Source organism: Bacillus salipaludis (assembly GCF_030938565.1).
In the GTDB taxonomy this organism is placed as follows: domain Bacteria; phylum Bacillota; class Bacilli; order Bacillales; family Cytobacillaceae; genus Neobacillus; species Neobacillus salipaludis_A.
Window position 1 is genome coordinate 1872283 of record NZ_JAVGVR010000001.1, and the last position, 24652, is coordinate 1896934.

The 24652-nt window shown below is 37.9% G+C and carries 27 protein-coding genes; 20 read left to right on the plus strand and 7 right to left on the minus strand.

Annotated elements, in window-relative coordinates; genetic code table 11:
• The first annotated feature begins 96 nt into the window (after positions 1 to 96).
• Genes opp3b through RCG21_RS09220 form a run of 4 tightly spaced genes read left to right on the plus strand, consistent with a single transcriptional unit; the run spans position 97 to position 4051 of the window.
• Positions 97 to 1029, plus strand: a complete 933-nt coding sequence (gene opp3b / locus RCG21_RS09205) for an oligopeptide ABC transporter permease (RefSeq protein WP_133338374.1) — start codon at positions 97 to 99, stop codon at positions 1027 to 1029.
• Positions 1026 to 2054, plus strand: coding sequence for an oligopeptide ABC transporter permease (gene opp3C / locus RCG21_RS09210; RefSeq protein ID WP_026574535.1), 1029 nt, complete (start codon positions 1026 to 1028; stop codon positions 2052 to 2054). Before opp3b ends, opp3C begins: the two co-directional genes overlap by 4 nt.
• Positions 2055 to 2071: 17 nt before the next feature.
• Positions 2072 to 3115: an ABC transporter ATP-binding protein gene (locus RCG21_RS09215; RefSeq protein WP_133338430.1), complete on the plus strand. Its 1044-nt coding sequence runs from the start codon at positions 2072 to 2074 to the stop codon at positions 3113 to 3115.
• Positions 3116 to 4051 carry an ABC transporter ATP-binding protein gene (locus tag RCG21_RS09220; RefSeq protein ID WP_133338372.1) on the plus strand — a complete coding sequence of 312 codons (936 nt, stop codon included), beginning with the start codon at positions 3116 to 3118 and terminating at the stop codon, positions 4049 to 4051.
• Positions 4052 to 4091: 40 nt separating this feature from the next.
• Here RCG21_RS09220 and RCG21_RS09225 read toward each other — a convergent pair whose 3' ends face one another.
• A complete protein-coding gene (locus RCG21_RS09225; RefSeq protein ID WP_133338428.1) occupies positions 4092 to 4274 on the minus strand; it encodes a hypothetical protein in 183 nt (60 codons plus the stop codon).
• A gap of 597 nt (positions 4275 to 4871) precedes the next feature.
• On the opposite strand from RCG21_RS09225, the gene spxA reads away from it, so the two are divergent.
• The 5 genes from spxA to pepF all read left to right on the plus strand — a co-directional run bounded on the left by spxA (position 4872) and on the right by pepF (position 11300).
• On the plus strand, positions 4872 to 5267 hold the full coding sequence (gene spxA, locus RCG21_RS09230; protein WP_026574539.1) for a transcriptional regulator SpxA: 396 nt from the start codon (positions 4872 to 4874) through the stop codon (positions 5265 to 5267).
• Positions 5268 to 5825: 558 nt separating this feature from the next.
• A complete protein-coding gene (gene mecA, locus RCG21_RS09235) occupies positions 5826 to 6497 on the plus strand; it encodes an adaptor protein MecA (protein ID WP_026574540.1) in 672 nt (223 codons plus the stop codon).
• Positions 6498 to 6569: 72 nt separating this feature from the next.
• Complete coding sequence (gene cls, locus RCG21_RS09240; RefSeq protein WP_133338426.1) at positions 6570 to 8081, plus strand: cardiolipin synthase; 1512 nt, start codon at positions 6570 to 6572, stop codon at positions 8079 to 8081.
• A gap of 91 nt (positions 8082 to 8172) precedes the next feature.
• Positions 8173 to 9369, plus strand: coding sequence for a competence protein CoiA (locus RCG21_RS09245; protein ID WP_133338370.1), 1197 nt, complete (start codon positions 8173 to 8175; stop codon positions 9367 to 9369).
• 113 nt (positions 9370 to 9482) lie between these two features.
• Positions 9483 to 11300 carry an oligoendopeptidase F gene (gene pepF, locus RCG21_RS09250; protein ID WP_133338368.1) on the plus strand — a complete coding sequence of 606 codons (1818 nt, stop codon included), beginning with the start codon at positions 9483 to 9485 and terminating at the stop codon, positions 11298 to 11300.
• 36 nt (positions 11301 to 11336) lie between these two features.
• On the opposite strand, the gene RCG21_RS33760 is transcribed toward pepF, so the two are convergent.
• The 4 genes from RCG21_RS33760 to RCG21_RS09265 form a co-directional block, all read right to left on the minus strand.
• Positions 11337 to 11522 (minus strand): hypothetical protein, encoded by a 186-nt coding sequence (locus RCG21_RS33760; RefSeq protein WP_504928505.1) that lies wholly within the window; start codon positions 11520 to 11522, stop codon positions 11337 to 11339.
• Between the two features lie 460 nt (positions 11523 to 11982).
• Positions 11983 to 12852 carry a ClpXP adapter SpxH family protein gene (locus RCG21_RS09255; RefSeq protein ID WP_235824913.1) on the minus strand — a complete coding sequence of 290 codons (870 nt, stop codon included), beginning with the start codon at positions 12850 to 12852 and terminating at the stop codon, positions 11983 to 11985.
• Complete coding sequence (locus RCG21_RS09260; RefSeq protein ID WP_133338366.1) at positions 12849 to 13253, minus strand: globin domain-containing protein; 405 nt, start codon at positions 13251 to 13253, stop codon at positions 12849 to 12851. Before RCG21_RS09260 ends, RCG21_RS09255 begins: the two co-directional genes overlap by 4 nt.
• A 385-nt stretch (positions 13254 to 13638) precedes the next feature.
• Positions 13639 to 14232 carry a CYTH domain-containing protein gene (locus RCG21_RS09265; RefSeq protein WP_308913094.1) on the minus strand — a complete coding sequence of 198 codons (594 nt, stop codon included), beginning with the start codon at positions 14230 to 14232 and terminating at the stop codon, positions 13639 to 13641.
• 111 nt (positions 14233 to 14343) lie between these two features.
• On the opposite strand from RCG21_RS09265, the gene RCG21_RS09270 reads away from it, so the two are divergent.
• Genes RCG21_RS09270 through RCG21_RS09285 form a run of 4 tightly spaced genes read left to right on the plus strand, consistent with a single transcriptional unit; the run spans position 14344 to position 17097 of the window.
• Complete coding sequence (locus tag RCG21_RS09270) at positions 14344 to 14703, plus strand: UPF0738 family protein (protein WP_133338362.1); 360 nt, start codon at positions 14344 to 14346, stop codon at positions 14701 to 14703.
• Positions 14704 to 14723: 20 nt separating this feature from the next.
• Positions 14724 to 15362, plus strand: a complete 639-nt coding sequence (gene yjbM / locus RCG21_RS09275) for a GTP diphosphokinase (protein ID WP_133338360.1) — start codon at positions 14724 to 14726, stop codon at positions 15360 to 15362.
• 22 nt (positions 15363 to 15384) lie between these two features.
• On the plus strand, positions 15385 to 16179 hold the full coding sequence (locus RCG21_RS09280) for an NAD kinase (RefSeq protein ID WP_133338358.1): 795 nt from the start codon (positions 15385 to 15387) through the stop codon (positions 16177 to 16179).
• A gap of 18 nt (positions 16180 to 16197) precedes the next feature.
• A complete protein-coding gene (locus RCG21_RS09285) occupies positions 16198 to 17097 on the plus strand; it encodes an RluA family pseudouridine synthase (RefSeq protein ID WP_133338356.1) in 900 nt (299 codons plus the stop codon).
• A 51-nt stretch (positions 17098 to 17148) separates the two neighbouring features.
• Here the strand turns inward: RCG21_RS09285 and prpE are convergent, their stop codons facing one another.
• The gene (gene prpE, locus RCG21_RS09290) at positions 17149 to 17889 is read right to left on the minus strand and encodes a bis(5'-nucleosyl)-tetraphosphatase PrpE (protein WP_133338354.1); all 741 of its coding nucleotides are present in this window, start codon (positions 17887 to 17889) and stop codon (positions 17149 to 17151) included.
• Positions 17890 to 17960: 71 nt separating this feature from the next.
• Between prpE and RCG21_RS09295 the strand changes: the two genes are divergently transcribed.
• The 3 genes from RCG21_RS09295 (at position 17961) to RCG21_RS09305 (ending at position 21297) form a co-directional block, all read left to right on the plus strand.
• Complete coding sequence (locus RCG21_RS09295; protein WP_133338352.1) at positions 17961 to 19820, plus strand: monovalent cation:proton antiporter family protein; 1860 nt, start codon at positions 17961 to 17963, stop codon at positions 19818 to 19820.
• Between the two features lie 91 nt (positions 19821 to 19911).
• Positions 19912 to 20679, plus strand: coding sequence for an enoyl-ACP reductase FabI (gene fabI / locus RCG21_RS09300; RefSeq protein WP_133338350.1), 768 nt, complete (start codon positions 19912 to 19914; stop codon positions 20677 to 20679).
• A 120-nt stretch (positions 20680 to 20799) separates the two neighbouring features.
• Positions 20800 to 21297, plus strand: a complete 498-nt coding sequence (locus RCG21_RS09305; RefSeq protein WP_133338348.1) for a CotO family spore coat protein — start codon at positions 20800 to 20802, stop codon at positions 21295 to 21297.
• A 40-nt stretch (positions 21298 to 21337) separates the two neighbouring features.
• Here RCG21_RS09305 and RCG21_RS09310 read toward each other — a convergent pair whose 3' ends face one another.
• A complete protein-coding gene (locus RCG21_RS09310; protein WP_026574556.1) occupies positions 21338 to 21838 on the minus strand; it encodes a CotY/CotZ family spore coat protein in 501 nt (166 codons plus the stop codon).
• Between the two features lie 142 nt (positions 21839 to 21980).
• Here RCG21_RS09310 and RCG21_RS09315 point away from each other — a divergent pair, with 142 nt between their 5' ends.
• The 4 genes from RCG21_RS09315 to spoVAD all read left to right on the plus strand — a co-directional run bounded on the left by RCG21_RS09315 (position 21981) and on the right by spoVAD (position 24650).
• Complete coding sequence (locus tag RCG21_RS09315; protein WP_133338422.1) at positions 21981 to 22337, plus strand: DUF1360 domain-containing protein; 357 nt, start codon at positions 21981 to 21983, stop codon at positions 22335 to 22337.
• Between the two features lie 414 nt (positions 22338 to 22751).
• Positions 22752 to 23132, plus strand: coding sequence for a YhcN/YlaJ family sporulation lipoprotein (locus RCG21_RS09320; RefSeq protein WP_235824912.1), 381 nt, complete (start codon positions 22752 to 22754; stop codon positions 23130 to 23132).
• 15 nt (positions 23133 to 23147) lie between these two features.
• The gene (gene spoVAC / locus RCG21_RS09325; protein WP_133338344.1) at positions 23148 to 23624 is read left to right on the plus strand and encodes a stage V sporulation protein AC; all 477 of its coding nucleotides are present in this window, start codon (positions 23148 to 23150) and stop codon (positions 23622 to 23624) included.
• Positions 23625 to 24650 carry a stage V sporulation protein AD gene (gene spoVAD, locus RCG21_RS09330; RefSeq protein WP_133338342.1) on the plus strand — a complete coding sequence of 342 codons (1026 nt, stop codon included), beginning with the start codon at positions 23625 to 23627 and terminating at the stop codon, positions 24648 to 24650.
• The last annotated feature ends 2 nt before the right edge of the window (positions 24651 to 24652 follow it).

Here is a 24652-nt window from a genome sequence, read left to right on the forward strand (position 1 = left end):
GTATATAAAAGAGAGTATATTAAGGTATACTCTCTTTTTACCTGTATAAGAATTGTCGAAAAATGATGAATCTTCAATCAAATAGGAGGTGGAGGCATGGCGAAGTACATTTTACAACGTGTAATATACATGATTCTTACATTGTTTATCGTTGTCTCAGTTACATTCTTCTTAATGAAGTTAGTTCCTGGTACTCCGTTTAGTAATGCTGGAAAACTCACACACGAACAATTAGCAATTATGCAAGAGAAATACCACTTAACTGACCCAGTACCTGTTCAATATGCTAATTACTTAAAGAACATGGTCCAAGGTGATTTAGGAATCTCCTTTCAATTCAATAATACCCCTGTTACCAAACTTCTAGCAATTCGTATCGGACCTTCAGCAACATTAGGTTTAGAGGCAATGGTATTTGGCTCTATTTTTGGGATTTTATTGGGAGTTATTGCCGCGTTAAAACAAAATACTTGGGTGGACTATAGTGCGACCTTTATTGCAGTTGCGGGGAAATCGATACCAAGCTTTATATTTGCCGGACTACTTCAGTATTATGTTGCGGTAAAATTAGAATGGTTTCCAGTAATGTTTTGGCGGGGAGCAGAGTATACCATTCTGCCAACCATTGCCTTGGCAATGTTTCCAATTTCGATTGCTGCCCGTTTCATGCGTACAGAGCTAATTGATGTATTAGGATCGGATTACATTACTTTAGCGAAGGCGAAGGGAGCAAGCTATTTTCAAATTAGCGTAAAGCACGCATTAAGAAATGCTTTAATCCCTGTTATCACTGTTTTAGGACCTTTGGCAGTTAGCTTAATGACAGGTTCACTTGTCATTGAGGAGATTTTTGCTATCCCAGGTCTAGGAGAACAATTTGTTAAGGCCATTACCGTAAATGATTATCCGGTTATTATGGGAACAACTATTCTTTTTGCTGCCGCATTCGTAGTGATTATTTTAGTGGTGGATATTCTGTATGGAATTATTGACCCAAGGATTCGAATTTCAGGGGGGCGATCTAAATGATTACCAATCATGAAAAAATTTCACAAGAGTTATTTGAGCCCGCCCATGTGGATGTATCTAAAAGCGAGAAAATTGCAAAGCCAAGTTTGACTTTTTGGCAGGATTCATGGTTAAGGGTCCGAAAAAATAAAGGTGCAGTGATTAGTTTAATTGTGACTGTATTATTAATTATCATGGCATTTGTTGGGCCATTAATCACACCGTATGCGTATGATTTCCAAAATACTAAACATGCTAATTTACCACCAAGGATTCAAGGTTTAGAAAATATTCACTGGCTTCCATTTGATGGTACATTGAAAAATAGACAGGGCGTAGAATTACATCCTTATGAAACAAGAAATGTTAAAGAATATTATTGGTTTGGTACGGATGGATTAGGACGAGATTTGTTTGCTAGGGTTTGGAAGGGCACTCAAATTTCTTTATTAATTGCTTTTTTTGCAGCTTTAATTGATATGCTAATCGGGGTTACCTATGGGGCGATTTCGGGTTACATCGGTGGAAAAACGGATAGTATTATGCAACGTATTGTCGAAATCATTATGGGAATTCCAAACCTTATCGTCGTTGTCCTGATGATTCTCGTTTTAAAAGCAGGGATTATCCCGATTATCTTAGCCTTAAGTATCACCGGTTGGGTAAGTATGTCGCGTGTTGTACGTGCGCAGGTTCTTAAATATAAAAATATGGAGTACGTATTGGCAGCTAAAACATTAGGGGCATCAGATTCAACTATTGTCTTTAAACATATGATTCCAAATATGTTTGGTGTCATCATCATAAATACAATGTTTTCGATTCCGAATGCGATTTTCTTTGAAGCATTTTTAAGCTTCATCGGATTAGGTTTGCAGGACCCTCACGCTTCATTAGGTACATTGATCAATGATGGATTTAGGGGAATGATAGCGTTTCCATATCAGATGATAATTCCAGCTATTATGATCTCCCTTATTATGATAGCATTTAACTTAATTGCAGACGGTCTTAGAGATGCTCTAGATCCAAAAATGCGTGATTAGAAGGCAGGTGAATGGTAGTGGAGAAAGTTTTAGAGGTAAAAGATTTAAATATATCCTTCCACACCTTTGCAGGGGAAGTTCAAGCAATACGAGGTGTGAGCTTTGATTTATATAAGGGAGAAACGCTGGCAATTGTTGGGGAATCGGGTTCCGGAAAATCTGTTACAACAAAATCAATTATGCGTCTCCTTCCTGAACATAATTCAGAAATTAAAAAAGGTGAGATCCTTTTTGGTGGTAAGGACTTAACCAAACTTAAAGATAAAGAGATGCAAAAAATCCGGGGTCATGATATTTCCATGATCTTTCAAGACCCAATGACTTCATTAAATCCGACAATGAAAATTGGCAATCAAATTATGGAACCTCTGATTAAGCATCAAAATATGAGCAAACATGATGCAAGAGCGAGAGCCATTGATTTACTAAAGCTAGTTGGGATTCCTAAGCCGGAAATCCGTATCAATCAATATCCTCACCAATTTTCCGGTGGGATGAGACAAAGGGTCGTAATTGCGATTGCCTTAGCATGTAATCCAAAAGTTTTAATTGCAGATGAACCTACAACTGCCTTGGATGTGACCATTCAAGCACAAATATTAGAATTGATGAAGGATTTGCAAAAGAAAATTGATACTTCGATCATTTTTATTACACATGACCTCGGTGTAGTTGCAAATGTAGCGGACCGTGTTGCGGTAATGTATGGTGGGAAGATTGTCGAAATTGGTACAGCAGATGAGATTTTCTATAATCCCAAACATCCTTATACATGGGGATTAATCAGTTCAATGCCGGATATGGATACGGATGATGAAGAATTGTATTCTATACCGGGAACACCACCTGATTTATTAGAGCCGCCAAAAGGGGATGCATTTGCACCGCGTAATCCTTATGCGATGAAAATCGATTTAGAGCAAGAGCCGCCATTCTTTAAGGTGTCTGACACTCATTATGCAGCAACTTGGCTATTACATCCAGATGCTCCTAAAGTTGAACCACCGGAAGCTGTAAAAAGACGTCAGCGTCAATTCCCTGAAATGAAGGAGGGAAAGTAAATGGCTCAAAATGAAAAATTACTTGAGATTAAAAACTTAAAACAATATTTTAATGTTGGAAAAGTAAATGAAGTTCGTGCAGTCGATAATGTTTCCTTTGATATTTATAAAGGGGAAGTATTAGGGTTAGTTGGGGAGTCTGGCTGTGGAAAATCTACAACCGGCCGGACCATTATCCGATTATATAATGCTACCGGCGGGGAAGTATTGTATGATGGTGAAAATGTCCATGGGAAAAAGTCGAAAAGTGAATTAAAAGCTTTTAACCGTAAAATGCAAATGATTTTCCAAGACCCACATGCATCATTAAATCCAAGATTAAAAGTTGCCGATATTATTGCCGAAGGAATTGACATCCATGGTCTTGCTAAATCAAAACAAGAGCGTATGGAACGTGTGTATCAGCTATTAGAAACAGTTGGGTTAAATAGAGAACATGCAAATAGATATCCTCATGAATTTAGCGGTGGTCAGCGTCAACGGATTGGAATAGCTCGTGCACTAGCGGTCGAGCCGGAATTCATTATTGCCGACGAACCAATTTCTGCCCTGGATGTATCCATTCAAGCACAGGTTGTAAATCTAATGAAGAAACTGCAACATGAAAAGGGCTTAACTTACCTTTTCATCGCGCATGATCTTTCCATGGTAAAATACATCAGTGATCGAATTGGAGTTATGTATTTTGGTAAAATGGTTGAGCTTGCTCCAGCTGATGAATTGTATAAAAACCCACTTCATCCTTATACTCAATCATTGTTATCAGCAATTCCTGCACCAGACCCAATTAGTGAGCGGATGAGAAAACGGAAATCCTATGATCCGGCAAGCCATCATTATAATGAAAATGATAAGATTGAATTCCGTGAAGTAACTCCAGGACATTTTGTCCTTTGCTCAGAAAAAGAGTTTGCTCAATTTAAAGCTTCAAAATAACCAATAAAAAACGATCTCATTTGAGATCGTTTTTTATTGGTTATTTATTTCCGCCAACTTGTTTCCAGTTTGTTTGATATTTTGAAACACGGTCGGTAAATTCAGTTCGTTTCTTTCCTCCGAAAACTCTTTCACCAACACCATTTGTTATGACACCCATTAATGCTGTAATGCCCACAACAAGAACGGCTACAATGGTTAAATCTGCTATGTAACCACCAATCATCGTTAACCCTCCATTTTTATTTCAAATGTCAGCATGATGAATGCTTTTGAATATCCCCTATTTATATTTTAAAAGAACTTAGGGGGAATTAAAAGACATTCTTCATTATTTCCTTAAGAATTGGGGGAATTTTTGTGACTATTTCACAGCTTGATGTATGCGTTTTCATTCTTCCTCATTTAATTGAGAATATAAATTTAATAAAAGGTTAAGAAATACTTAAGAATAATCTGCTAGAATAACAAGCAGTAAGAGAGGGAAATAATATTTTTTTAAACCTACAAAAACTGCAAAAAGTAAACGAATAATTTTACAGTAAATCTCAAAGTATTACAAAATTTTAACGAAAAAAATGGATAAACCATGAAACTTTTTACGTGAATATTCGTCTAATATATTGTAGTTTAAAAAAATTCTTTAAGTTTTGGCCCTATGAGAATTTTTGAAAAAAGGATACCTTTTTCAGAATCAGTGGTGTATAATTGGTGATATAAATTACTTGTTTATAATTATTTTAATTAGGGTATAAGTTATTAAACAGATTTTCGTTTTTCTTATAAACAGACAGTTAAATAAAGAGGAGTGTGAAGACGAATGGTAACACTATACACTTCACCAAGTTGCACATCATGCAGGAAAGCAAAATCATGGCTGGAAGAACATGAGATTCCTTACAAGGAAAGAAATATTTTCTCAGAGCCCTTATCTATTGAAGAGATTAAAGAAATACTTCGTATGACTGAAGATGGGACAGATGAAATTATTTCCACTCGCTCCAAGACATTTCAAAAATTGGATGTAAATTTAGATACCATGCCCCTTCAGAATTTATTCGAATTAATTAAGGAAAATCCAGGACTATTACGCCGTCCAATCATTATTGATGAGAAGCGTTTACAAGTCGGTTATAATGAAGATGAAATTCGCCGGTTCTTACCAAGAAGAGTGAGAACATTCCAATTGCGTGAAGCACAGCGAATGGTAAATTAAAAGTCAAGACCTTCTGAAAGCAGAAGGTCTTTTTCTTTGTTGCAAATAATATTTCTTTGAATTCGAGAATTGTCCAGCTCCAGCGCCTAGCCCCTCGTGGTTGCTTTGGTCCTGACAATGAAGTCAAAGAACGACTTCACCGTCAGGACCTCCAGCACTTGTCGGGGCTGACCACTAAGGAAAGCTCCTTTGAATAATCATCGCAGGAACAAGCTGTGCTTGTTCCGAAGGCGCTTCCGCTTTTCCGTTTCATTTGTGATTTTAAAGGCATTTTGGTACAATAAAATGAATATCTAATAATAAGTGAATCTTCCGTTTGTATATTTTAAGTGCCAACTAATGCTGGAAAATAGGCGTATTGATGGTTTTTGATTATTTGATTAATTTTATTTCCCTTATTGCTGCTTTTGTCATAAAATAAAAGTACAAGGATTTATGTCCTTTTTTTAACAAATCTCACTAATAATAGTCCTTTCTAAATTGGGTAAATGCTTTTGGCACTGTCTGCTTGGGGGTATTTAGTCCCTTCAATATGGAAAACGGAAGGGAGAGGTAAAAATGGAGATTGAAAGAATAAATGAGAATACTGTAAAGTTCTACATTTCATATGGTGATATAGAAGACAGAGGTTTTGACCGGGAGGAAATTTGGTACAATCGTGAGCGCAGTGAAGAACTTTTCTGGGAAATGATGGATGAGGTTCATCAGGAAGAAGAGTTTGTTGTGGAAGGTCCACTTTGGATCCAAGTTCAGGCATTGGAAAAAGGCTTAGAAATTCTTGTTACCAAAGCCCAGCTTTCTAAAGATGGCCAAAAATTTGAACTGCCAATTCCGGGTGATAAGGTAAAGGATATACCGGTTGATGAGAATATTGAAGATATTCTTGATCAACATTTCAATCCAAAGCATGAGGTCGAGGAAGACTATTTGCTTGATGAAGATCCCCTTGAATTTATGCTTGCCTTTAAGGATTTTGAGGATGTTATTATGTTATCGAAACGCGAGGGTCTCGATGAATTAAAAACGACTCTTTATCATTTTGAAGGAAGATATTATCTCTACACCGAATTTCTAGAGGATGTATTTGAGGAAGATGAAATAGATGATATCTTAAGTATTCTTTTGGAATACGGTACTGAAACACAAGTGACCATACATCGTGTTCAGGAATACGGAAAAGAAATAATTTCTGAAAATGTGTTTTCTGAAATTAGAAAGCATTTTCACTAAAATTAGAGCCGATTTCACTATTGAAATCGGTATTTTTTAGTATTAATTTACTTTAAAGTGCAGGTGAGGACACTGAAAAACACTGTTAGGGTCGTTCTATTTGTTATAATCATATCCGTACTTATGTTGATCTTTAAAGATCATATTAAGGGTGGTCTTTTCGGGGTATTTAGCCTATTTATTTCCTTGTCCGTTATTTTCATTGGATTTGTGATTTTCCTTGAGAATCGTCACCCCACGCAAACGATTACCTGGCTGGTTGTTTTAGGCGGGTTTCCGCTTGTTGGATTTATTTTTTATCTTCTTTTCGGGCGGAATTATCGAAAGGAGAAAATGTTCCGTAAAAAGTATTTTCTAGATAAACAAGCCTTTTTGAATGTGGAAGGTGAAAATGATCCACGAAGCAGGGAAAAGTTAAGTTTAATGAGAGAACATCAAGGGAAATTATTCAGTTTGGCGCAAAAGCTTGGGAACAGTCCCATATCTTTTGATACCTCGACCAAAATTTTAACCAATGGTGAAGAAACATTCCAACATATTTTAGAAGAACTAAAAAGAGCTAAACATCATATCCATCTTGAATATTATATTGTTCGTAATGATGCTATTGGACAAGAAATTAAAGAGATATTAGTAGAAAAAGCCATGCAGGGGGTCAAGGTTCGTTTCCTTTTTGATGCGGTCGGCTCCTGGCAATTGTCTAAGAAGTATATTGCAGATTTGAGAAATGCAGGAATTGAAACAGTTTCTTTTGGTCCGGTAAAACTTCCATTTTTAAATAATAAATTCAACTTTCGTAACCATCGAAAGATTATTGTAATAGACGGTACTATTGGGTTTGTAGGCGGCTTAAATATTGGCGATGAATATTTAGGAAGAGTGAAAAGTATCGGATTTTGGCGTGATACTCATTTAATGGTAAAGGGAGAAGCCGTAAGGACCCTTCAGTTAATTTTTTTACAGGATTGGTATTATATGACCAACCATAGTTTTTTAACTGCCGAATATTTATCCCCGCAACTTGATAATAAGAGCCACGGTGGGGTTCAACTAATTGCAGGAGGACCTGATAATGAATGGAGTGTGATTAAAAATATCTTTTTTTCAATGATTGCTTCAGCTGAAAAATCGGTTTGGATTGCATCCCCTTATTTTATTCCTGATGAAGACATTTTTTCGGCTATCAAGGTGGCTGCTTTAAGCGGGATTGATGTTCGGCTCTTGGTGCCGAACCGCCCGGATAAACGAATCGTTTTTCATGCTTCACGTTCCTATTTTCCAGAACTCTTGGAAGCAGGGGTGAAGGTGTATGAATATGAACGTGGTTTCATGCACAGCAAAATTATCATTGTAGATGAAGAACTCGCTTCGATTGGAACAGCCAATATGGATATGCGGAGTTTTCATTTGAATTTTGAAGTTAATGCCTTTTTGTTTCGAACGAAAAGTGCACAAAAGCTGGTGGATGAATATGAAAATGATTTAAAATTTGCCAAGCAGCTTGAACTTAAAACGTTCCAAAAAAGACATTTGGGCCTGCGGTTATTGGAATCAACAGCAAGGCTGATGTCCCCATTACTATAACAAAGCAATCGGCAATTGGCTGATTGCTTTTTTCTGCAAAAAAAGGACTTTTAAATAATCAATCGAATTATTATAGGTGGAGGTGAATGGCATGCTAACAGCAAGCACAAAAAATGGTCAAAAAATATGTCTGGGCTATAACTACAAAAAAGAAACGCTATTATACTTTAGAAGGAGGGAAGAATTCTTCTGTCCAGTTTGTGGTGAAAGAGTTTTACTAAAGCTGGGCGATCAGAGAATGTATCATTTCTCTCATATAAAGGGGGGAGAATGCAGGAACTCCTATGAAAATGAGTCGGTTTATCATATGGAAGGAAAACTTCAGCTCTATCATTGGCTGTTACGTCAAAAAATCCCTGCGGTCCTTGAATATTATGATAAGAAAATCCAGCAGCGGCCCGATATAAAGTTTACTTACGAAAATCAAAAATATGCTTTAGAGTTTCAATGCTCCCCAATCTCTGAAGAAATCTTTTTGAAAAGAACAAGAAGCTATGTTGATGCAGGATATGTTCCACTCTGGATTTTGGGGAACGAACAAATCCATCAAAAGAAGAAAAGTATTCTCTCACTTTCAAATTTCCACTATTTATTTATACAACAGACAGTAGAAGGTAGTTATTACTTGCCCTCCTATTGCCCCGAAAAAAAGCACTTTCACCTACTTGATTCAATTGTCTCTTATTCCATAAAAAATGCCTTTATACAAAACCGCTTTTATCCCATTAGTAATGTAGAAATTAATTGTCTTTTGAATCCGGAATGTCTGGGTCAAATTAATCTTTCAAATTGGAATTTTGAATTAGAGAAAGCCAATATGAATTGGGCGCTTCACCCAAATTCGAGGCAAAACTCCTTCCTTCATGAGATATATCAGCATAATCTTAATCTTTTTCTATTACCTCCTGAAATTGGTCTCCCAGTTCACTCTTCATTATTGATTCAAACTTCACCAATCATTTGGCAAACCTATGTGTATCTTGATATCTTGACTCAAAAACATCCAATGGACATATTTACGGTTCAAGAAGTAGAAAGGAGTTTTTATAAGAGAATAGGGAGAAAGGAAATTATCATCCGTGACCTCCCGTTAATCAAGCACATTCATCCTTTTAGTGCAGTGATGGAATATCTTTTCATGCTAGAAAAATTTGGGATTATGACTCAAAAGGGAAAAGCTGCTTTTCAACTAAACAGGAATATCCCCTTTCCACAATCAAATCGTGAAAGGGAAGATCGAAAGAAGGTATTTTTTCAAAAATATCAGCGAATGATTTCAAAACGATAAATGAAATATTAATGAAGGGCATAATAATAGAGAATGAAGGAATTTGGAAGGAAAAGGAGAAATATTATAGTGGGTTCTTTTGGTAATTTGGAAATTAGAATGGAGGATGAAAGATGGCAAATGAAACTGCAGTTAAAACGCTGCCGGCTAGAAGTGAAATCCCTGTTGAAGAAACCTGGAAATTAGAAGATATATTTGCAAATGATGAGGCATGGGAAAAGGAATTCCAGGAGGTAAAAAGCCAAGTCCCTGGGGCAAAACAATTTGAAGGAAAGCTTGGAGAGAGTGCGGAAACTCTATTTAAAGCCCTTCAGTATCAGGATCAACTTCTTGAAAGACTCGGAAAGCTCTATGCCTATTCCCATATGAGATATGATCAAGATACAACGAATTCATTTTATCAAGGCTTAGATGATCGGATGAAAAACCTTTACGCTCAAGCGGGTAGTTCACTTGCTTTTATTGTTCCAGAACTATTATTGATTGATGAAAGTAAACTTAAAGGTTTTTTAACGGAGAAGCCTGAGTTAAAGCTTTACGAGCATGCAATTGAGGAAATTAATCTGCAAAGGCCGCATGTTCTTTCAGCTGAACAAGAGGCATTGTTAGCCGAAGCGGGCGAGGTGATGGATGCTTCGAGCAATACATTTGGGATGCTAAACAATGCTGATTTGGCGTTTTCATCCATTAAAGATGAAAATGGGGAAGAGGTAGAAATTACCCATGGCCGCTACATACGATTCTTAGAGAGCACTGACCAACGCGTCCGCCGGGATGCTTTTAAAGCGGTGTATGAAACCTATGGTAATTTCCGTAATACATTCGCAAGCACTCTTAGTGGTAATGTGAAGAAGGATAATTTTAATGCAAGAATTAGAAAGTATGAATCAGCAAGGCAGGCAGCATTAGCAGCCAATAATATCCCCGAAAGTGTGTATGATAATTTGGTTAAAGCAGTAAACGAAAACTTGCATTTATTACAGCGATATATAAAGCTGCGCAAGAAGGTTCTAGGACTTAATGAACTGCATATGTACGATTTATATACACCTCTTGTAAAAGATGTAAAAATGGAGATTAAATATGAGGAAGCAAAGGATATTGTTCTAAAAGGATTAGCACCATTAGGGGAAGAATATGCTAAAGTTTTAAAAGAAGGCTTTGAAAACCGCTGGGTAGATGTTCACGAAAATAAAGGGAAACGAAGCGGCGCGTACTCTTCTGGCTCCTATGGCACCAATCCCTATATCCTCTTGAACTGGCAGGATAATGTGAACAATCTGTTCACACTTGCGCATGAGTTAGGACATTCCGTGCATAGTTACTATACACGTAAATCACAGGCCTATCCTTATGGGAACTATTCAATATTTGTTGCCGAAGTGGCATCGACCTGTAATGAAGCATTGTTAAACGATTATTTATTAAAGACCATTGATGATGAACAGAAACGGATTTACTTATTAAACCATTACTTAGAAGGATTTAGAGGAACTGTGTTCCGGCAAACCATGTTTGCAGAATTTGAACACCTTATCCATCAAAAACTTCAAAATAACGAGGCGTTAACGGCTGAATTATTGACAAAAGAATACTATGAGCTAAACAAAAAGTATTTTGGAGAAGAGGATATTGTCATTGATGAAGAAATAGGCTTAGAATGGTCAAGAATCCCTCATTTCTATTACAATTATTATGTTTATCAATATGCCACTGGATTTAGTGCGGCAACCGCATTAAGTAAGCAAATTCTAGAAGAAGGGGAGCCTGCCGTGAAGCGCTATATAGGGTTCCTTAGTGCAGGAAGCTCTGATTACCCAATTGAAGTCCTTAAAAAGGCAGGAGTAGACATGACCAGCTCCCAGCCAATTAAAGATGCCTGCAAGGTATTTGAAGAAAAGCTAAACGAGCTTGAACAGCTGTTATCATGAGAAAAGGGATGGCGCTTAAAAATGCGTCATCCCTTTTTAAAACCCGCGAAATCGTTTCCTTTCATTTACGAAGAATAAAATGGTGAAAATGGATAGGAACAACAGGGGGATGCTGATCCATAATGGGAAAATTTTAAGCAGTGCAAGCAAATGAAGAAAAAAGGCAAGGATAAAAAAAAGAATCAGGAAGAAAATAGGGAGCTTCTTCAACGGAAATTCCACCTACTTTTGCTTTATCTCACTATTAGTCTATTGTCCAATTCGAAAAAATATGACTTTTTGACAATATTGTGAAATAAAGCACAAAGTCATTGTTTAAGGTACAACACCATGATATAGTTAACTCGTGAAGTTGATCACAACAAACATAAACCCCTTTGTTTGACCGTGAAAGATTTCTCCCATCCCCTTTTGTTCGTATTAGTAAAAGACCTTGCAGAACCGGAGCTGCAAGGTCTTTTCGTTAGGTTGTTTTCGGATTGATTGTGTTTTTCGAACAAAATTAATGTTAAACGTTTCTCCCTACGGCTTCCAGTTTGGACTTGATTGCCCCATGTCTTCGCTAAAGCTGTCCGGAAATTCTCTAAATGGAACATTTTTTAGACCAAGAGCAACAAAGTTTACGAAAAGAGCTTTTCGTTAAGAAGATATCCACAAAAAAAGGGTGGATTCCTTCACCCTTTTATTCTTCAATATATCGCCAAAATGTCCCGTATTTAGCTGGTATTTGTTCAACTACCTGTTTTAAAAGTAATTTTTTCATTTCTTTTTCCACCTGGGAAATCGTCATATTGTAGACGACTGCAATTTCCTTTGAAGCGACAAATCGAAAAAACTTTAGAAACGTCTCAAGATGCGGCGGCGGTGATTGAACGGGCCGTTCTGAGAGCATTTCCTCCAAGATTTGTACATAAATCTCATATGGATAGGTTCCGGTTATTTTAATCCCTTCGTCTTCAACATTTTCATTAAAGAAAACAAGCGTTGGAATTTCATGAACATCCATTTCAGAGGTTATTTTTAAATCGCATTGAAATGCTTTGGCCGCACTCTCGGAATGGAGGTCCGTACTAAACTCCTCAATATCTAATCCTACATCCCCGGCACAATCATTTAATACTTCTAAATCAGAAATATTTTTTTTATCCAAAAATAAAACTTCCTGCAGTTTACGGAGGAAACGGATTCCTGCTCGTCTTCCTTGGAGCTCGGCTGCTTTAATGGCAATAGAGACTATATGCGGGGAGTCAACCGGGTTTTCATACCAAAGACTTGAATCGCAGGACATTCCCGATCTGCTTGCTGTCTTTTCCCATAGCTCCACGATATTTTCATAATTCTTTTTTTTACTTAAATTTAAATTGGCCAGCCTGCCGCTTAGGACATGTTTAATGGAAAAATAGCGGCCATATTCAATATGAAGCTTTTTAAGTATCGGTTCAAGCGCCCAGCAAGAGGGACATAAAGGGTCAATAAACATGTAAATTTCAACAGGCTTTTTTTCACTTTTTCCACATTGCTTTTTTGAACTTGTATGTCCAATTCTGCTCACTGTAATTCACCAGTTTCCTGCGTATCTGGTGTGTTTATCATATGTTGTGCAGTAAGATGAAGCCTAGCGTAAAATTCATCACGTAATGGTCCTTCCAAACCAACTTTATTCATCGCCTGTCTCATACAGGACAACCATGCTTCCGCCCGCGTCGGGGTTACTGGAAAGGGTAAATGGCGAGCGCGCATCATAGGATGTCCGTGTTCATCTGTATATAATGGTGGTCCACCTAAATATTGTGTAAGAAACTGCTTTTGTTTTCGAGCAATTTCAGTAAAAGAATTAGGGAAGATTGGTGCAAGGTCAGGATGTTGTGCAACCAGCCCATAAAAAGTGTCCACAAGACGGTGTAGGTTTTTTTCGCCGATGGCCTCATATGGTGTAGGCTTACTCTCAATCATGTTGACAACTCCTTTAGAATGTTTGTATGAGTTTATTTTAGCAATGGCTTTTTCATATCTCAAATAAATCGCTCAAAAGCTTAAATTAATCCTTAACTTCCTTAGTAATGTTTACAATGAAACCTTCTTTTAATTGAAAAAAAAGGATGAAAAAATATCCTTTTAATATTGGCTTTGTTACCGCTCCAGGCACAAGCGGTTCGTGGGCGGTCTGGGGAGCCTCCTCGTCGCTTTGCTCCTGCGGGGTCTCCCCTAACCCGTACTCCCACAGGACACTGAATTGCTTCCTGAATCCGCCCACGCACGAAGAAAATGCGTTAGCATTTTCGAGGAGTCTTCGTGCCTTCCGCTCCAATCACCTTGTTTAAAAAATCAACATTGTTCTTTAAAATGCGCTATTTTTTAATAAGTTTTTCTGATTGTAAAAGCGCTGGATTTTGTTTTCGGTTTTTCGGTGGGGGATGTTGTATTGATTCAATAATTCCTCGAAAATCTTTTGTCCAAGTTGTTCGTTTTCCACTTCGTATTCTAATTCATAGTCTTCTTTGTTTAAATAAAGACTGTGATCGAGAACGAGAATGCCACCTTTATAGTTCATTTCTGCTCTATTTGTTTTAAGCGACCCAAAATAACTAAGTTTCGAAAACACGATATCCATTTTTGAAATAATCTCTTTGATTGCCCCTGATGGAAGCTTTCCTTCCTGGATAGAAAGGGTTGCCTCCGCTTCCGTAAGATTTTGTGTTGTTTCTAGCAAGCCGATATTTGCCGGTTGTTTTAATGTCATTTCAAATTGCTGGCCCTTTTGGCGAATTCGTAAAGCGGACTGTTCATTCTTCAAGGCAAAATCTTTAGTATCAAAATAATGATTTTCCTGTGTAATCAATTTGCTTTCAACGGTGGTGAATTTTATTAAAAGAAGTTCATATTCTTCCTTGGTCAGCATATTTTTAAATTCTATTTCAATGTTTTGAAACATCCTCTACATTCCTTCCACGTAAGTTTCTTTTCTAATCATAACACGACTGCAATTTCTGGGAGAAATGGTTCGACTATGCTAAAATAGGGATGTGAAAATGGAGGTTAGATCATGAAAAAAAAATTAACAGCAATGAATGGAAAGATTACCGAGAATCAGATCACGTTTACCGTAGGTGAAGCCATCACTTATTTACGGCCCGCAGAACAAATTCTTGTTGACTCCGATCAGATTTCCTTTATTTATTTAATGGAAGATCAAGAGGACTACTCTTATATTGCATTCCCTGAAGAGACATGGGAGCTTTTAAAAACAGCAGTAAAGAACAAACTATCTGTATGGCTTTCCTTTAACAATGAACAGGTAGAATTATCCCAGTTTACAGAAGAGCTTGATTATATCATCAGTAATATTAGAGGAAACGGAAACTATGGGGATCAAATGGTTTCGAAGGTTGAGGAGAATTTTTAAAAGTTGTTTGGGGTGAGATCATGAACCACTGGGATAAATTTTTAGCTCCATATAAACAAGCAGTGGAAGAACTCAAGATTAAATTAAAAGGAATGCGCGGGCAGTTTGAACTTGACTCCAACCACTCGCCCATTGAATTTGTAACAGGTAGAGTAAAACCGATTGCCAGTATTTTAGATAAAGCATCCCAAAAGGGAATTGCCCTTGATCAATTAGAGGAAGAGATGCAGGATATAGCCGGTTTGCGCATGATGTGTCAGTTTGTCGATGATATACATACTGTTGTGAATTTATTAAGAAATCGAAATGATCTTGAAATTGTTGAGGAAAGAGATTATATCTCTCATAAAAAAACAAGCGGCTACCGGTCCTATCATGTGGTCATCCGTTACCCCGTGCAAACCATCCATGGGGAAAAAAAAATCCTGGCGGAAATCCAAATTAGGACATTAGCAATGAATTTTTGGGCGACGATTGAACATTCATTGAACTATAAATATAAAGGAATGTTTCCTGCTGATATTCATATGCGGCTGAAAAGAGCCGCGGAGGCTGCTTTTCGCCTTGATGAGGAAATGTCATTAATCCGAGGCGAAATACAGGAAGCACAAGCGTTTTTTACAAGAAAAAAAGAATTAAAGCAGGAAGAAAAGAATTAAAAACCGGTAAGGAGCGGGTTGAATGAAATTTGCGATTACTTCAAAAGGAGATCAAAAATCAAACATTCTGATGCACAAAATGAGAACCTATTTACTTGATTTTGATCTTGTATATGATGAAGACCAACCGGATATTGTTGTATCCATTGGCGGTGATGGTACATTGCTGTATGCTTTTCACCGGTATAGCAGCCGATTAGATAAAACTGCTTTTGTCGGAATTCATACCGGTCACCTTGGGTTTTATGCAGATTGGATTCCGGATGAAATTGAAAAGCTTGTAATTGCGATTGCTAAAACTCCTTATCAGGTGGTTGAATATCCTCTTTTAGAGGTCATCATTCGTTATAAGCATGCAGGACAGGAATCCAGATACCTTGCGTTAAACGAATCAACGGTAAAGGGCGTTGAGGGTACGCTTGTCATGGATGTTGAGATTCGTGGTGCGCATTTTGAACGATTCCGCGGGGATGGTCTATGTGTGTCCACACCTTCTGGAAGTACGGCCTATAACAAAGCACTAGGTGGGGCAATTATCCACCCATCGATTTCAGCCATTCAGGTTGCTGAGATGGCTTCCATTAATAACAAAGTTTTCCGGACAGTTGGCTCCCCACTAATTCTGCCTGCCCATCATACCTGTATGCTAAAGCCTGTAAACCATTCAGATTTTCAGGTAACGATTGATCATCTTACCCTGCTTCACAAAGATGTTAAATCGATTCAGTTTAGAGTGCCGGATGAAAAAATCCGTTTTGCCCGCTTTCGGCCGTTTCCGTTTTGGAAGAGAGTACACGATTCCTTTATTTCGGATTAATCTGCTGGAGGAAAGAAAATGTCTTCACAATTTGAACTTAATTGGGTAATTGATAAAAGAGATGCAGACAGGCAGGTTAAAGATTTTTTAAAGGATGAGGAAATTTCCCGGACTGCCTTAACAGATATTAAATTTAAGGGCGGAAGGATTCTTGTTAATCAAGTAGAAGTAAATGTGCGATACAAGTTACAAAAAGATGATGTACTTTCATTAATATTTCCTAAAGAAAAACCCGGTGAAGGTGTACTCGGGGAAGATTTACCCCTTGATATTGTGTTTGAAGATGAATACCTCCTTGTCGTAGTAAAACCTGCAGGTATGAGCACAATTCCTTCGAGAGAGCACCCAAAAGGAAGCCTTGCTAATGCCTTAGTGGGGTATTACCAGCGGATTGGATTAGAAGCAACCTCACACATTGTTACTCGGCTGGACCGGGATACATCGGGAATTGTCTTAATTGCTAAATACCGCCATGTTCATCATCTTTTTAGTAAGGATCAGCTAGTAGGCAAAGTAAGAAGAACGTATGAAGCATTTGCGGGCGGGACATTGGAGGATGATGAAGGGACGATTGAAAAACCAATTGGCAGGAAAGAGGATAGTATTATTGAAAGAGAAGTCCGTTCAGATGGCCAATATGCTTGTACCCATTATAAAGTATTGAAAAGACATAAAGCTTTTACCCATGCAGAGTTGCAGCTCGAAACGGGGAGAACGCATCAAATTAGGGTACATATGTCTTCGATTGGGCATCCCTTACTCGGAGATGATTTATACGGGGGAGAAACGACGTTGCTTAAACGGCAGGCATTGCATTGTAAAAAAGTAACATTTATTCACCCTCTTTTAAAGAAGGAAATGACGTTTACAGCTAAACTTCCAGATGATATGCAAGAACTTTTACAGGCTGACCGCTAATTCACATACTCAGTGTCAGCCTGTTTCGTTTTTAGTTATAATTACTCATTTTCAATCAAATTGCTTAAACTTTTCTTCTACATATGGCATAGTAGAATCCACAGAAATGATTTCCATTTCCGGATACCTCAGAGCAGTCAGTTTACCACCAAAAACAGCACCGGTATCAATATTATATGTATGGTTAATGATTCTTGCGTCCTTTACAGGTGTGTGGCCATAGACAATGCAGGCTTCGCCCTGATAAGCTTTTGCCCAATCTCGTCTAACTGGTGATCCATCCGGGTGCTTTTCACCGGTAATATCTCCGTAAAGAACAAATGTCTTAACCTTTGATCCGGATTTTCCTATCATTTCTTTCTTAATTCCAGCATGGGCAATAATAAGTTTTTTTTCGTCTAAAACTAAATAAAGCGGTGCATTTTCATAAAGGTCCATAAATTTTTTTCGAATTGATTTTTGAGCACGTTTGTCTAATACTTCATATTCTGCTACTGTTGTTTCTAAACCATGGGCGATTTGAACACGATTTCCAACAAAGAAACGGTACAATTTATTACAATGGTTTCCAGGAGTGTAATAAGCCTTTTGCTGCTCAATGACTAAGTTCCATACAATGTCAATCACTTTTAAGGACTCTGGGCCTCGATCGGTTAAGTCACCAACAAAACCTAGAACTCGTTTTTGGGGATGAAGCGGAATCCCGCTTTCCCAATTATAGCCAAGTTTAGTCGTCAGGTCTTCGAATTCCTTAAAGCAGCCATGAATATCACCAATAATATCTATTTTCATGGTATGAAGCCCCCTTTACCTTTCTATTTTTCGTTATTTTACTTTTTTTATTTTTGAGAGGAGGAATTAATTTGGCACAGCATGCGTCGGTTCTTTCTTTATTAATTGTTGTCACAATGGCATTTTTGACACCAATTATTCTGCATCGGCTTAAATTGAATTTTATCCCAGTAGTGGTTGCCGAAATTATTATGGGGTTAATCATCGGGAAAAGCGGCTTCAATGTCGTTCATCAAGATATGTGGCTTTCGACTTTATCCACCTTGGGATTTATCTTTCTGATGTTTTTAAGCGGTTTGGAAATTGATTTTACTGTATTTTCAAAAGGAAAGAAAAGAGAAATTCTTCCGAATGGAAAAAGAGAGCCGAATTCTTTTGCTGTCTCAACAGTTATTTTCATCGGGATTTTCATTTTTTCTTTAGTCTTATCATTTGTTTTTGTCATGCTGGACTTTATTCATAATGGATTCTTGATGACTCTAATTATTTCAACGATTTCATTAGGTGTAGTTGTGCCGACCCTAAAGGAAGGTAACATGATGAAAACGGTAATTGGCCAAATCATTCTGCTTATCGCAGTTATTGCTGATTTGGTTACGATGATTCTTCTGGCAGTCTTTGTCTCACTTTATGATAAAGGACATGGGAACACATGGCTGCTATTAATTTTATTTGCCGCAGGTGTTGGACTTTATTTTGTAGGAAAGCGATTTAAAAGCCGTTCTTTTGTCAAAGCGCTGGAAACGGGGACTTCCCAAATAGGCACAAGGGCTGTGTTTACGCTTATTATCGTCTTAGTGGGGTTATCTGAAACGGTTGGAGCGGAAAATATATTAGGAGCATTCCTTGCAGGCGTTCTTGTTTCACTATTGGCTCCGAATCAAGAGCTAGTTCATAAGCTTGATTCCTTTGGGTATGGTTTTTTAATCCCGATATTTTTCGTTGAGGTAGGGGTAAAACTTGATATTTGGTCCCTTTTTAGTGAAAAAAAGCTATTGCTGTTAATACCGCTTTTATTGATTGGACTGCTGCTATCAAAGCTTATTCCTGTTTATCTATTAAAGATTTGGTACGATACAAAGACAGTTTTGGCCTCAGGATTTCTCTTAACCTCCACCCTATCCCTAGTTATTGCAGCAGCTACAATTGGGGAGAGAATGAAGGTTATAACGGAACAAATGAGTGGAACACTAATTCTGGTGGCAGTTATTACGTCAATTTTTACTCCAATGGTTTTCAAAAAGCTTTTTCCAAAAGAAGTGGTTGCAAATCGAAAGGTCAGTGTATCTTTCCTGGGAGCCAACCAAATTACATTGCCAGTTTCAAGGGAATTAAAATCAGGTCTTTATGATCCAGTTCTGTACCATACAAAAATTGAGAAATCGGAAAAGCAGATTGCGAATTCTCTATTTGATATTGTTGAAATTCCGGACTTTTCGCTCGAAACGATTGGCCAAACGAAGATATATCAATCAGAAGTGGTAGTTATTTCCACGGGTGATGAAGAAATAAATGCCACGTTGTCAGTTGCTGTGAAGGAAAAAGGAGTTCCAAGGGTAATTGCCAGAATTGAAAGTCCTGATCTTGAAGAACACTTGAAGGAACATAATATTGAAATATTTTCGGTGTTTAAATCAACTAATGCCCTGCTTCGCTCTTTAATTGAATCACCGCGAGTGATTAACATTTTGACCAATCAAGAGATGGCACTGTATGAAATTGCCATGGTAAACGAGCAATTTGATGGGATGTCGTTAAGGAGATTTCCGTTTACAGGCGATATCATTTTTGTCAGGATTTTCAGAGGGAATGAGTCGATTGTGCCTCATGGTGACACAGAGCTGCAGGTAAACGACCGTTTAATTGTGACTGGATCCAAGGAATACGTTGACCAATTGAAAAGGGAGCTTGAATTTTGTGAGCATTGCTAAAAATCAACTAGATATGTACATACTTTCGAATATAGTGTAAAATTAGTACCAAGTGCTAATAACTTGTGTTAAATATAGGAGGAATAAATACATGTTTTCACTAAACGGAAAAACATTTGTAGTCATGGGTGTTGCCAATAAACGCAGTATTGCTTGGGGGATTGCCCGCTCTCTTCACAATGCAGGTGCAAGATTAATTTTCACCTATGTAGGGGAAAGAATCGAAAGCAGCGTCCGTGAATTAGCGGATTCTCTAGAAGCAGAAGGTACACTTGTATTACCATGTGACGTAACAAGTGATGAAGATATTGCAAAGTGCTTTGCAACGATTAAAGAAGAAGTGGGAACCATTCATGGAATCGCTCATTGTATTGCTTTTGCCAAAACAGAAGAATTAAAAGGTGAATTTGTAAATACATCCAGAGATGGATTCTTGCTTGCTCAAAATATCAGTTCTTTCTCCTTAACTGCTGTTGCCAAAGAAGCACGCGGTTTAATGACAGAAGGTGGAAGTGTTGTGACCTTAACCTATCTTGGCGGTGAACGTGCGATTCAAAACTATAATGTTATGGGTGTTGCAAAAGCCTCTCTTGATGCAAGTGTCCGTTATTTAGCTTCTGACCTAGGTAAGGATGGGATTCGCGTAAACTCCATTTCTGCAGGGCCGATCAGAACCTTATCTGCAAAAGCAATTGGTGAATTTAATTCAATCCTTAAGGAAATTGAAGAAAAGGCTCCATTGCGCAGAACGACAACTCCAGAAGAGGTTGGCGACACAGCCGTATTTTTATTTAGTGATCTTTCTCGTGGAATTACTGGTGAAAACATCCACGTTGACTCTGGTTACCACATTCTTTAATGAATAAACCCGCATTTTTGCGGGTTTTTTTATTTTGAATTTTAGATTAGAAGTGAACGAGTATGGGCATCGAGCATACATATAAAGTGAAGGACTTTGTATTGGAGGTGCTCAAGGTTTATGACAGAAAAGAAAAACCAAGGTCCATTACTTTATATTTACCAGCCTTTTTCAAAAACTCCTTCTATCAAAATGCAGGAAGTGTATTCAACTAAACAAGAAAAAACGCTTCCTATAGAAGAAAACAAACAAAAAGGCGAATCCAAAAGGAATTCTTTAAAGGAGGAATCGAACAAGGAGATTGTACCAATTGAGGTAACAATGTCAGAAAAAAAGGCTGCTGACAAAAAGGAGAAAAGTGACAAGCAAAGATATTCCTTTAAAAAGGTTAAAAGCTTTAAGGAAATGAACATGAAGGAACGTTTAAGGTATTTAGTGGATTTTCCAAAGGCTCTTCCTCCTGTACCGTGTGTATTTTATACAGTAGATAAAAATTATCAGGGGTATTTACAGGATTATCGGGGGCAGGAAATTACCATTCAATTCCATGATCAAACAACTAAAACGATTCCAGTGGCTGACTTAAAAGATGTCATCATGATTGGAATAAAAAATTAAACAATAAAAAAAGCCAGCCGTTATCGACTGGCTACTTTTATTAGTTACAAATTCCTAAGTTAACATCAGCGATACATTGTACTGCACAGAAGCATTTTAAATCAACTGTTACGCAGTCATTGCTTGCACGGAAACGGTCCACTTGGCAAACTCTTGAAAGGTCAACATTACCATTATTAACAAGGTTCACCGGAACAAAGTTTCCGCTTTCTCTGCGTCCAGGGATTAGAACACGAAGTGTTGCACAGCAGTTGTCAAATACATCTTCCACCCTGAAGAAGATTGACACACACGCATTATTTTCACCGTTAAAGAATGCATGGAATGGATTACCTTTTGCATCACTTAAAACAAACACACGTGTATCTACTGGTTCTCTTCTTGTAGGTGAAACTAATGAGCCAAGTGGTTCAGTAAAACAACTTGAACACTCCGCACACTCATTTTCAACAGCATTATCTTGTATATCTTTAATCGCACGAACTACTTCGCACACACAGCTGTCACCGTGAAAATCGTTATGATTATTTCCACAACCCATTTATTTTTCCTCCTTAAATCCGTGATATATATCTTACATTACTAACATATTTCACAGGGGCCTTTTGGGTTACGGACAATTGCCTTTTTTAAGAAAATTAGGCTAGTTCACTATATCAAGGAAAGGAAGGACAAATTTGTTTATGGATATTAGTCTTTTACAATTCACTATTTTGGGGCTAGCGGCCTTTCGGCTGACAAGATTATTGGTATTTGATAAAATTACAGAATTTCTCCGCAATCCTTTTTTTACGGAGGTGGTCGAAGAGAATGACCAGGGGGAAATGGAAGTATATTATGTGCCGAAAGAGACCCCCATCAAAAGATTCTTTGGGGAGCTTCTAAGCTGTTATTGGTGTACAGGAATTTGGTCATCCATCGCATTGGTCCTGTTACATTATGTTAATTCTGCTCTGTATGAGCCCGTGGTTTTGATTTTAGCGATTGCAGGACTGTCGTCCATTTTGGAAACCATCGTTCAAAATTGGCTTCAAAAGTAAAGGAAAAATGGTTATTTATAGAGACAAGATTTCATTTCATCACATATTCTAAAACATAATGTTACTGCAATGGGGTGGAGAGAACAGTGAATAAGCAAAATAAAAACAATCAAGGCTCAAGCCAAACCTTTAAAGAATCAAAGCGGATTAAAAAAAGTGGCTGTGGATGCGGGAAAAAGACACAGAAATAACAGAAAACACTGCTCGGGAACACCGGCAGTGTTTTTTTATCTTTAAAATAATCTTATCTGTCATAATTTTGGTTCAGGTCGAAAAAACTATAGGATAACAAGATTCTTACTAATGGACAAGGGAAGGAACTAAAAAATGATTTACTTTCAACGACTTATCCTACTTTCATGTGTATGTCTTTTAGTATCCTGCAACGGGAACCAAAAGGGAAAGGATAGCCAATTGGCTCTGATAAAAACAACCAATCCCAATCCGATTATGACCGATCGAGATAAAAAAACAACACGTGTTCAAAAAATTGAAAAGGCAGTCAGTTCTTTTCCAGAAATCTATGATGCGGCAGTCATCAAAGGAACAAAAGAAACACTTGTTGTTTATAAGGTTAAGCATATGCACCGCTTCAAAATGAAAAAAATCGAAAAAAACCTTACCGAATTCTTAGAAAAGAGATTTCCAAAAGAGGATATCACCGTTTCGAGTGATTATAAAATTTTCCTTGAAGCGGTTCGATTAAATGAGCGAATAGAAAGCAAGAAATTTTCAGAAAAAGATGCTGAAAAAAGGCTGCGTGAAATCATTAAAATGACAAAAGATATGACATAGAAGGGAGACATTGGAATGGCAAGCAAACAAAAAAATTTAACTCCACAGCAACAAAACTATCAACAACTGCAGCAAAAGCATGAGTTTAAACGGCCAGTTTTAAAAAATTGCTTGAAGGCTTTTTTCGTCGGCGGCTTGATATGTGTAATTGGTCAGGCTGTTAGTTACTTTTACATATATTTTTTCAATTTTACAGAGCAGACAGCTGGAAACCCAACTGTCGCAACAATGGTATTCTTTTCGATGCTTTTAACTGGTTTTGGAGTCTACGACCGTCTAGGTCAATTTGCTGGAGCAGGAAGCGCGGTACCGGTAACAGGATTCGGCAATGCGGTGATTTCTGCATCAATTGAGCATCGAACGGAAGGGTTTGTTTTAGGAGTCGGCGGAAATATGTTTAAACTGGCTGGGTCTGTTATTTTGTTTGGTGTCTTTTCGGCTTTTGTTGTCGCGCTCATTAAAACGTTACTGGTAATGTGGGGGGTTTTGTAATTGTTAAAAGGGCATCAATCTTGGGTATTTGCAAACCGGCCAATGATTATGGCCACGGGTGTATCAGGTGGCCCATTTGAGGCGAATGGGAATTTAGCGAATGATTTTGATCTATTACATGAAGACTTGTGGATGGGACAGGAAACATACGAAAAAGCACATCGGGTTTTGCTGGAGGAATCAATCAAGATGGCTCTGCAAAAAGCAAATGTTCATAAGGAGGAGGTTCAATTTTTATTTGCGGGTGACCTGATTAATCAAATAACACCGACAAGCTTTGCAGCAAGGTCGATGCAAATCCCTTATTTCGGTCTCTTTGGAGCCTGTTCCACATCCATGGAAGGATTAGCACTTGCTTCTTTTGTAATTAATAATCAAGGAGCGAAATATATTCTCACAGGGGCTTCGAGTCACAATTCAGCTGTTGAAAAGCAGTTCCGCTACCCAACGGAGTATGGCGGGCAAAAGCCGCCAACAGCACAATGGACGGTTACAGGGGCAGGTGTAGCATTGATGGCAGCCAATGATTCATCGAAGAATCAGCCTGTGACGATCTCCGCAACAATTGGCAAGGTAATTGACATGGGGTTAACAGATCCGTTTAATATGGGGGGAGCGATGGCCCCTGCCGCTGCGGATACGATTATGGCCCATTTTCGGGATTTACAATTGGATCCATCCTTTTATGATCTTATCATCACCGGTGATTTAGGGAGAGTCGGCCATGATACGGCTTTTGAATTAATCAATAAAAGCGGCTTAAAGCTGGAGCGAAAACAATTCCAGGACTGCGGCTTACTTATATACAAAAAAGATCAGCCTGTTCAATCCGGGGCAAGCGGTGCAGGCTGTTCAGCAACTGTTTTATATGGACATTTACTAAACCAAATGAAAAAAGGTGTTTACAAACGAATTTTAGTCGTAGCCACAGGTGCTTTGTTATCACCGTTAAGTTTCCAACAAAATGAATCTATTCCCTGCATTGCGCATGCCGTTGCTATTGAAATGAATGGGGAAAAGGGGTGATA

Excerpts from the sequence above, each read along its gene's own strand:
- opp3b (WP_133338374.1), top strand. The coding sequence starts at position 97 with ATGGCGAAGTACATTTTACAACGTGTAATATACATGATTCTTACATTG.
- opp3C (WP_026574535.1), top strand. The coding sequence starts at position 1,026 with ATGATTACCAATCATGAAAAAATTTCACAAGAGTTATTTGAGCCCGCC.
- RCG21_RS09220 (WP_133338372.1), top strand. The coding sequence starts at position 3,116 with ATGGCTCAAAATGAAAAATTACTTGAGATTAAAAACTTAAAACAATAT.
- spxA (WP_026574539.1), top strand. The coding sequence starts at position 4,872 with ATGGTAACACTATACACTTCACCAAGTTGCACATCATGCAGGAAAGCA.
- mecA (WP_026574540.1), top strand. The coding sequence starts at position 5,826 with ATGGAGATTGAAAGAATAAATGAGAATACTGTAAAGTTCTACATTTCA.
- RCG21_RS09245 (WP_133338370.1), top strand. The coding sequence starts at position 8,173 with ATGCTAACAGCAAGCACAAAAAATGGTCAAAAAATATGTCTGGGCTAT.
- pepF (WP_133338368.1), top strand. The coding sequence starts at position 9,483 with ATGGCAAATGAAACTGCAGTTAAAACGCTGCCGGCTAGAAGTGAAATC.
- RCG21_RS09260 (WP_133338366.1), bottom strand. The coding sequence starts at position 13,253 with ATGATTGAGAGTAAGCCTACACCATATGAGGCCATCGGCGAAAAAAAC.
- RCG21_RS09265 (WP_308913094.1), bottom strand. The coding sequence starts at position 14,232 with ATGTTTCAAAACATTGAAATAGAATTTAAAAATATGCTGACCAAGGAA.
- RCG21_RS09270 (WP_133338362.1), top strand. The coding sequence starts at position 14,344 with ATGAAAAAAAAATTAACAGCAATGAATGGAAAGATTACCGAGAATCAG.
- yjbM (WP_133338360.1), top strand. The coding sequence starts at position 14,724 with ATGAACCACTGGGATAAATTTTTAGCTCCATATAAACAAGCAGTGGAA.
- RCG21_RS09280 (WP_133338358.1), top strand. The coding sequence starts at position 15,385 with ATGAAATTTGCGATTACTTCAAAAGGAGATCAAAAATCAAACATTCTG.
- RCG21_RS09285 (WP_133338356.1), top strand. The coding sequence starts at position 16,198 with ATGTCTTCACAATTTGAACTTAATTGGGTAATTGATAAAAGAGATGCA.
- prpE (WP_133338354.1), bottom strand. The coding sequence starts at position 17,889 with ATGAAAATAGATATTATTGGTGATATTCATGGCTGCTTTAAGGAATTC.
- fabI (WP_133338350.1), top strand. The coding sequence starts at position 19,912 with ATGTTTTCACTAAACGGAAAAACATTTGTAGTCATGGGTGTTGCCAAT.
- RCG21_RS09305 (WP_133338348.1), top strand. The coding sequence starts at position 20,800 with ATGACAGAAAAGAAAAACCAAGGTCCATTACTTTATATTTACCAGCCT.
- RCG21_RS09310 (WP_026574556.1), bottom strand. The coding sequence starts at position 21,838 with ATGGGTTGTGGAAATAATCATAACGATTTTCACGGTGACAGCTGTGTG.
- RCG21_RS09315 (WP_133338422.1), top strand. The coding sequence starts at position 21,981 with ATGGATATTAGTCTTTTACAATTCACTATTTTGGGGCTAGCGGCCTTT.
- spoVAC (WP_133338344.1), top strand. The coding sequence starts at position 23,148 with ATGGCAAGCAAACAAAAAAATTTAACTCCACAGCAACAAAACTATCAA.